Annotated in this window: 6 protein-coding genes; 1 reads left to right on the top strand and 5 read right to left on the bottom strand. The window is 69.9% G+C overall.

Features of this window, described 5'->3' with window-relative positions; translation table 11 throughout:
* The first annotated feature begins 244 nt into the window (after positions 1–244).
* Positions 245–781: an inorganic diphosphatase gene (ppa, locus tag PSEJ35_RS0105485; RefSeq protein ID WP_028916922.1), complete on the top strand. Its 537-nt coding sequence runs from the start codon at positions 245–247 to the stop codon at positions 779–781.
* Between the two features lie 77 nt (positions 782–858).
* On the opposite strand, the gene PSEJ35_RS16590 is transcribed toward ppa, so the two are convergent.
* The 5 genes from PSEJ35_RS16590 to PSEJ35_RS0105455 all read right to left on the bottom strand — a co-directional run bounded on the left by PSEJ35_RS16590 (position 859) and on the right by PSEJ35_RS0105455 (position 7,032).
* Positions 859–2,775 carry a sulfotransferase gene (locus PSEJ35_RS16590; RefSeq protein ID WP_051412516.1) on the bottom strand — a complete coding sequence of 639 codons (1,917 nt, stop codon included), beginning with the start codon at positions 2,773–2,775 and terminating at the stop codon, positions 859–861.
* A gap of 85 nt (positions 2,776–2,860) precedes the next feature.
* Positions 2,861–3,547, bottom strand: coding sequence for an ion channel (locus PSEJ35_RS0105470; RefSeq protein WP_232207580.1), 687 nt, complete (start codon positions 3,545–3,547; stop codon positions 2,861–2,863).
* Complete coding sequence (locus PSEJ35_RS17415) at positions 3,548–3,715, bottom strand: hypothetical protein (RefSeq protein WP_198014149.1); 168 nt, start codon at positions 3,713–3,715, stop codon at positions 3,548–3,550.
* Complete coding sequence (locus PSEJ35_RS0105460) at positions 3,712–4,293, bottom strand: DUF4136 domain-containing protein (RefSeq protein WP_037082504.1); 582 nt, start codon at positions 4,291–4,293, stop codon at positions 3,712–3,714. The genes PSEJ35_RS17415 and PSEJ35_RS0105460 overlap by 4 nt, the downstream gene beginning before the upstream one ends.
* Before the next feature lie 120 nt (positions 4,294–4,413).
* Entirely contained in the window at positions 4,414–7,032 is a 2,619-nt protein-coding gene (locus PSEJ35_RS0105455; RefSeq protein ID WP_084635438.1) for a TonB-dependent receptor, read from the bottom strand.
* Positions 7,033–7,034: the final 2 nt, after the last annotated feature.

Genomic DNA, 7,034 nt, shown 5'->3' with positions numbered 1-7,034 from the left:
CCGTTGATCAAGATCATCAACATCGTGGCCCTGCTGCTGGTGCCGCTGCTGTAGGCCCGGTGTCCCTGCCGGCGGCGGGCGCCCGTCGCCGGCACGGGCCAAGTCACTGATTTCGCATGGAAAGAAGCCCCGGCAGGGCCGGGGCTTCGCGCGTTTCGGGGGAACACCCAGGGGGTTTGTGCGGCGCAACAGGCAAGAGCGTAAAANGACCGCCCTATTTCCACCCTTGATCACGGAGCAGCAGATGGGTCTCGACCAGGTCAATTCCGGGCGCAATCCGCCCGACGAAATCAACGTCGTCATCGAGATCCCGAAGGACTCCGAGCCGGTCAAGTACGAAGTGGACAAGGAAAGCGGCGCGATCTTCGTCGACCGCATCCTCTCCACCCCGATGCGCTATCCGTGCAACTACGGCTACGTGCCGAACACCCTGTGCGGCGACGGCGACCCGGCCGACGTGCTGGTGGTGCTGCCGCTGCCGCTGATCCCGGGCTCGGTGGTGCGTTGCCGTCCGGTCGGCGTGCTGAAGATGACCGACGAGGCCGGCAGCGACGAGAAGATCCTGGCCGTGCCGGTGGCCAAAGTGTTCAACGGCTACGCCCACGTCGAGGACATCAACCAGGTCTCGCCGCACTGGCTGGAGCGCATCGGCCACTTCTTCGAGCATTACAAGGACCTCGAGAAGGGCAAGTGGGTGAAGATCTCCGGCTGGGGCAACGCCGAAGAGGCCAAGCAGATCCTGGTCGAATCGATCAAGCGCGCGGCCGCCGCCAAGGCCTGATCGCGCGAAGCGGGCGCCCGGCACTGCCGGCAGCCGCCAGCCACCGACGGGGCGCCACATCGGCGCCCCGTTTTCTTTCAGCCGGCGAACCTGGCCAGCAGCGCCTGCGCGCGCTGGGCCTGCGCTTCCCATGTCTCGCGCTGCGCCTCGATGCCTGCCTCGTGCCTGCGCCACTTCTGCGGGTCCGGTGCGGTCAGGGTATAGCGCGACAGCGGCAGCTGCGCGCCGAGGCGGCGGTCCCAGTCCAGCCCCGCCCATGCGCACAGTCGCTCCATGCGGCCCTGCGGATCGGCGACGAAACCGGCGTGGTCGATCGCGGTCCAGCTGTCGACCGGCAGTTCCACCAGGTCGTCGAGCATGACCTGCACGGCCGAAGCCCACTGCTTCGCCACCACCACTTCCAGCGGCTGGCCGCTGGCCTCGCGCCAGCCCGGGGTGAGCAGGAACGACCAGGTCGGCCCCTGCCAGCCCGGAAGCTGCGGGTACATGCGGAAATTGCCGGAGTTCCAGCCGTCGATCATGCTGCCCAGCACCTGCCGCGGATCGCGGTACAGGAACACGAAGCGCGCCTCGGGGAACACCGCGCGCAGGAACGGGATGCGCAGCGCGTTCTTCGGCGTTTTCTCCAGCATCCGCACCGGCGCGCCGGTGGGTGCGCGTCCTTCGCGGTCGCGCAGCGAACGGAAGAAGCGCTCGCGCAGCGCCGCGGCGACCTGCGGGCTGGCGTCGCCGGCGAGCAGGCGGTTGGATTCGTAGCCGCGCGCGGCCGGCGCCAGGCCCGGCACGCCCTCGATCAGCGCGTGGCTTTCGTCGCCCGGCGAATACAGGCCCGGCGCCTGCGCCAGCGTTTCGAACAGCAGGGTCGAGCCCGAGCGCGGCGGGCTGACGATGAACAGCGGGCGCTCGAACAGCGGATCGCTGCCGGCGGCGCGGCGCGCGGGCGCCGGCATGGGCGCCGCCGCGGCCGGTTCCGGCACCGCCATCGCCCCGGCGTGCACGCCCTCGCCGCCGCCGTAACCGTGGCGGTCCAGGCGCGACTCGTCTTCCTGGTCCGGCGGCGTGGCCAGCGCCATGCCCAGCACCTGCACGTGCAGCACCTGCAGGAAGCCCAGCTCGTTCTTCAGCGCCAGCTGGCCGGCGCCAAGCGCTTCCAGCTCCGCGCCAACGCCGTCGAGCAGGCGGCGGTAGCGCGCCAGGCCTTCGCCGCTGTCGCCGAATGCGGCCCACAGTGCCTGCCAGCGCCGCGAGAAGCGCAGCAGCGCCTGCTGGATCGGCCCCAGCCGCGGATCGGGCACGGTCTCGCCGAGCAGGAACACGATGTGCTCGCGCAGTTCCCACGGCGACATCACCTTCGGCGCGTTGAAGGTCTCGAAGTCCAGCACCGGCGCCGGCCTGCCCGGCTGCGGCGGCACTGGCCGCGGCTGCCATTCCGGACCACGCTGGCCCGGCGGCCGCGCCTGCCCCAGCAGGTCCCAGAAGCGCTCGCCGCCGACGGTGTCGGCGACCAGGTGTATGCGCGTCTCCTGCCCGGCGTTGAGCACGCGGTGGCGGCGCCAGGTATCGAAGATCCAGCATTCGCCGGCGCCCATGTTCACCTCGCCCTCGCCGCACTGGAAGCGCACGCCGGGCGTGGTCACGATGGGCACGTGCACGCGCATGTGCTCGCGCCAATAGTAGTTGATGTCGACGTGGGCGCGAACCTCGGCCTGGCCGTTGAGGCGCATCAGCCGCGCCCGGCCCCAGGTGGCGCCCAGCGTCTCCAGCACCTGCATCATGTACGGGCACTGCTGCAGCGCCGGGGTCGGCCGCATCGGGCCGGACAGCTCGTCGCTGTCGGGGTCGCCGTGGGTGGTGATCAGGGTCAGCGCGCTGTTGCCGTCGTCCTGCTGGGTGCGGCCGCGCCACCAGCGCGGATCGATGGCGGCGACTTCGGCGGCCAGGGCGGCCGCGTCGAACTGGACGGGGAGCTGGAGAAAGGGGACCTGCAGCTTCATCGGGGATCACGGCGCGAATGAGGCACCGATTGTCACGCACCCGCGCCGGAACCTGTAGTGCCGGTCGCCATGGCCGTTCGGGGGTTCAGCGACCCCGCTGCCCGTGGCGCAGGATGCTCAGCCCGATCAAGCGCGACACCACCAGGGCGATGTACATCACCCCGGCGAACTGCGACAGCATCACCAGCGCGCGCGCCGCCGGCCGCACCGGCATGATGTCGCTCAGGCCCACGCCCGACAGCATGCTGAAGCTCAGCGAGAGCAGTTCCATCCAGCTGCGCTGGTATTCCGGGTGCACCGCGGCGACGAAGCTGCCCGGCTGCAGGATCTGGCAGACCGAGAAGGCGAAGGCGAAACCCCAGGCCAGCAGGGTGAAGGTCGCGCCGGCGGCGAACAGTTCGTCGCTGGTGACCTCGTGGTCCTGCAACATGTACGCGATCAGCCCGGCGGCGGTGTAGAAGTACAGCGCGCCTTCGAAGACATGGCCCAGGGCCAGCATCTGCGGATCCGCCCGCCACGCCGCCAGCAGCGAGAAGGTCGCCCCGGGCAACGCCAGGCACCAGGCGAGCCAGGCCACGGTCGGGCTGTGGCTGACCACCCACAGCGCCAGGGCCAGGACGATTGCGCCGAAGACGCTGACCAGGACGTTGCCCATCGGCATGCCGTCCAGCGCCGGATACAGCAGCAGGCCGCACAGCTGCGCCAGCAGCAGCCATGCGGACGGATGCCGCCTGGCCAGCACCCACCAGCGCAGGTGCCAGAACCTCGCCACTCAGAGGTGGTAGACCAGCGCGTAGTAGACGACGTAGATCCAGCCGAGGATGCCGTGCACCAGCACCCACAGCAGGGATTTGTTCGCCGTCCAGGAAATGGTGATCGCCAGGGCCGTGCCGAAGCCGACCCCGGCGCGCACCACGCCGCCACCGGACACCCGGCTCATGGCGCCGCTCCACCGCGGTACGGGTACCGGGCGAAGATCGCTGCCACCGCCGCGTCGATGTCGGCGGCGCGCTCCTGCGGCGTCTTGCGGGTGACGCGGCCGATCGCCGAGCCGGTCCACACCAGGTGGTTGCGCCGCGCGTCGACCAGGTCGACGGTCAGCGTGCCTTCGCGGTACTGGCGCACCTGGGTCTCGTCGTACCACACCGGCACCGCGACGTAGGTGCGCGCACGGTAGCTGTAGAAGTACTGGTAGTCGGTGCGCGGCATCGTGTAGACGTCGGTCCGGTCCTGGACGATGCCCTGGAAGTTCACCCGCAGGTCCGGCGCCGCCGGGTCGTAGGTGTAGCCGCGGGCGTCCATCTCGCGGCGGACCGCCTCGCGGATGCGTTCGGTGGTGAAGCTGGTGTAGCCGTTGGCCTCCATCGCGATGGGCTCGTAGAAGGCCCAGCTGCGGTAGCGGCCGAAATCAGCTTGCGGGTCGGCATCGGCGCGGATCGTGGGGCCGCTGGCGCAGCCGGCCAGGAGCAGCAGCACGAGCGCAAGCCAGGCCGTCGGCAGGATGCGGGAAAGACGCATGGTGGCCTCCATGGCATGCAGTAGCGGCGAACGCTAGCACGGCCCGCGGCGGCCTGTCGTGAGCGTGCGCAGGGCACGAAAACGGGGGAGGCACCAGGCCTCCCCCGTCGGATCGTCGCGTCAGAACGTCTGCGCGTAGCGGATGTACACCGTGCGGCCGTAGCCGTCGTAGAGGTTGAAGTTCCACGGACGGTTGCTGTAGCCGACCAGCTCCGGATAGCGGTCGCCTGCGTTGACCACGCCCAGGGTGGCGGTGCCTTCCCACGGCAGCTTGTAGCTGGCCGACAGGTCGTGGGTGGTGTAGGTACCGATGCGGGTGCCCTCGCCGCCGGCCACGTAGCCGTAGGACGGGGGCTTGGCCGGGTTCTCCTGCGAGCCGATCATGTTGATGTTCCAGCTCAGGCTCAGGTTGCCCCCGGTCCAGGTGTTGCGCAGGCTGGCGCGCATGTCGGGCGAGGTCACCCAGCCGAGGCGGTCGGTCACCTTGTCGCCGTTGGTGACGGTGAACTCCAGGACCTTGCCTACCTGCAGCCAGTGGTCGAAGCGGCCCCAGCCGGTGGCCAGCCGCACGCGCAGGTTCAGGTCCACGCCGCGGGTATCCAGCCGGCCTTCGTTGGCGTAGGCGGTGACGATCTCGCTGATCGCGCCGTTGCTGCGGCGGGTGACCGAAGTGCCTGGCGGCAGCCCGACGCCGTTGTTGTCGAAGTTCACCAGCTCCTGGTACTCGATCTGGCGGATGCGGTCGTCGATCTGGATCCCGTAGTAGTCCAGGGTCATGTTCAGCCAGTCGGTCGCGTCCCAGGCCACGCCGATGCTGTACTGGCGCGAGTGCTCGGAAGCCAGTTCCGGGTTGCCGGAGATGTAGCTGTCGACCTGGTAGGAGACGTCGCCGGCTTCCGGACCGTCGGCGATGCCGTCGTTGTTGGCGTCGCCGCCGCACTGGGCCGAGGTGTAGCCGATCGCCAGGCAGGTGCGGTAGTCGGAGATCTGCTCGGCCGAGAACGAACGCTTGGAGTGGATGTACGGCAGGGCCGGCGCGCGGAAGCCCTCGCCCGCCGAGGCGCGCAGGGTCAGGTTGTCCAACGGCTGCCAGCGCAGCGAGACCTTCGGCGAGACGTCGCTGCCATAGTCGCTGTAGCGGTCGTAGCGCGCGGCCAGGGTGAAGTCGAAGTTCGGCGCCAGCGGGAACAGCCATTCGGCGTAGGCCGCCTGGATCTCGCGCTTGCCGGCGGCCGAGTTGCCCGCCGAACCGGCCACCACGCCCGCTTCCGACAGCGAGTCGAAGATGTCGGCGTAGTTCTCCTCGCGGTACTCGGCGCCGAAGGCGATCGCCGAGGTGCCGCCGCCCAGATCGAACAGGTCCAGGGTGGCCGTCGCGTAGGCTTCGGAGATGTCGAACTTGCCGTCGCGGGTGGTGGCGGTGGTGATGCCCTTGATCACCTCCTCCGGGTTGCCGAACGGGTCGAACAGGTTGTAGCGCCCGTCGGCCGCCGCGGCCTCGGCCAGCGGCGTGACGATGTAGCCGCGGCCGATCTGGTCGAAGTCGGCATTGCTGCGGCGCAGGCCGAAGTCCACCTGCAGGCGGTCGCTCGCGCGCCAGCTGGCGCCGGCGTTGACGTCCAGCACGGTGTTGTCGACGAAGTCGTCGCGGTTGCCGGCGGCGGCGTAGCGGTGGTAGATGAAGGCGCCGCGGCCGTCGCCCTTGACCGGGTCGTTCGGCGTGCCCTCGGCCACGTACAGCACGCCCGGGGTCGGCGCGTAGCGACCGAAGCTGCTGGCGTGGCTGTAGCTGGCGGTGGCGTACAGCGTCCAGTCCTCGTTGATCCGGTATTCGCCGCGCGCGAACAGCGAGCGGTTCTTCACCGAGGCCTCGTCGGCCTGCACCGAGTTGTAGTCGAACACGCAGTTGCCCTGGTTCTTCCAGAAGCCCGGGTCGTCGCAGGCGTAGCCCGGCAGCGCGCCGCCGAACTCGCCCTCCTCACCCGGCGCGGTGTCGCTCTCGAAGTAGAAGTTGTTGCCGTACGGGGAGGCGCCGCGCACGTTGCCGCCGTGCTGGTCGCGGGTGAAGACCATGCCGCGCGAGTTGTAGGACGCACCGAACAGCAGCGAGCCGCGGTCGGACGAGGTGCCGACGACCAGCGAGGCCTCGTCGGTGTCGCCACCCTTGATCGCGGTGCTGCCCTTGCCGATGCGCACTTCGGCGCCGTCGAAGTCCTTGCGCAGGATGATGTTGACCACGCCGCCGATGGCATCGGAGCCGTACAGCGCCGAGGCGCCGTCGGACAGGATCTCGATGCGGTCGACCGCGGCCAGCGGGATGGTGTTGAGGTCGGCGCTGGTGCCGGTGGACGGCGCGTAGGGCGCGCGGCGGCCGTCGATCAGGACCAGGGTGCGGTCCGCACCGAGGCCGCGCAGGTTGATGTCCGCGGTGGACTGGGCGGTGCTGCCCGAACGCGGACGGAAGTTGCCGAAAGACGAGAAGGTGGTGTCGCGCAGCACGTCCGCCACCGAGACGTCGCCGCTGGCGTCGATCACCGCGCGGTCGATGACGGTGACCGGCACCGCGCCCTCGATGTCGGCGCGCTTGAGGCGCGAGCCGGTGACCTGGATCCGGTCGAGGGTCTGCGGCTGTTCGGCAGCCGCCTCCTGGGCGACCGCGCCGCCCGCGGCGAGCGCGCAGGCGATGCCCAGCGGCAACGCCGCCCACTTCGATGCGGGGCGCGGATGATGCAACTTCATAA

This window comes from Pseudoxanthomonas sp. J35, from assembly GCF_000513995.1.
In the GTDB taxonomy this organism is placed as follows: domain Bacteria; phylum Pseudomonadota; class Gammaproteobacteria; order Xanthomonadales; family Xanthomonadaceae; genus Pseudoxanthomonas.
The sequence above is the reverse complement of the archived record's forward strand: the minus strand, read 5'-3'. Positions and strand labels throughout refer to the sequence as shown.

What these genes read in the sequence shown, in the direction of transcription:
- ppa (WP_028916922.1), top strand. Translation starts at nt 245, where the DNA reads ATGGGTCTCGACCAGGTCAATTCCGGGCGCAATCCGCCCGACGAAATC.
- PSEJ35_RS16590 (WP_051412516.1), bottom strand. Translation starts at nt 2,775, where the DNA reads ATGAAGCTGCAGGTCCCCTTTCTCCAGCTCCCCGTCCAGTTCGACGCG.
- PSEJ35_RS17415 (WP_198014149.1), bottom strand. Translation starts at nt 3,715, where the DNA reads ATGAGCCGGGTGTCCGGTGGCGGCGTGGTGCGCGCCGGGGTCGGCTTC.
- PSEJ35_RS0105460 (WP_037082504.1), bottom strand. Translation starts at nt 4,293, where the DNA reads ATGCGTCTTTCCCGCATCCTGCCGACGGCCTGGCTTGCGCTCGTGCTG.
- PSEJ35_RS0105455 (WP_084635438.1), bottom strand. Translation starts at nt 7,032, where the DNA reads ATGAAGTTGCATCATCCGCGCCCCGCATCGAAGTGGGCGGCGTTGCCG.